The 545-nt window shown below is 47.9% G+C and carries 1 protein-coding gene; it reads right to left on the minus strand.

Translation table 11 applies throughout. The features are described 5' to 3' along the window. A partial coding sequence (locus WFZ85_RS16055; RefSeq protein WP_413789747.1) for an RCC1 domain-containing protein occupies positions 1–511 on the minus strand: 511 nt, incomplete at its 3' end. Positions 512–545 lie beyond the last annotated feature (34 nt).

Genomic DNA, 545 nt, shown 5'->3' on the forward strand with positions numbered 1-545 from the left:
CGGTGCCTATTTGAATGGGGGTCAACTGATTGGCACAGCAGGTGTTGTTCCCCATTTGGTACTGGTTGTTTTGACCCCATCCCCAGAGCGTGTTGTCTGTCCTGATGCCAAAGCTGAAACTGGCGCCAGATTCTACCTGCCGCCAGTTGGTGGCAGTGCCAACTTGTACAAAAAAGGGTGAGTTGGCAGTTGACCCAATGCCGAGATTGCCTGTCGAGTTGCCACCAGCCCCCCAAAGCGTACCGTCGCTTTTTATGACAAAGGCATTAGAACGTCCAACTTCAAAAGCCGTCACACTTCCAGTAATCATCACTGGGGTAGGTATAAAAACGGTTTGCTGGTCGCCATTGCCCAATTGAAAAGAGCCATTCCAGCCCCAGTTCCATAGGGAACCGTCTGCTTTTTGTGCATAGTTGTGTCGGAATGCCGAACTAATTTTAGTAAAACACTGCCCAGATGCCGTGTTGTGTAGTGCTATAAAACTCAGTAGTAGTGTAAGTAGTGTTTTCATAAGGAATACGGTATTTAAAAAACAACCCACACAC

The sequence above is a fragment of the Flavobacterium aureirubrum genome, from assembly GCF_038739835.1.
GTDB classification, from domain to species: Bacteria; Bacteroidota; Bacteroidia; order Flavobacteriales; family Flavobacteriaceae; genus Flavobacterium; species Flavobacterium aureirubrum.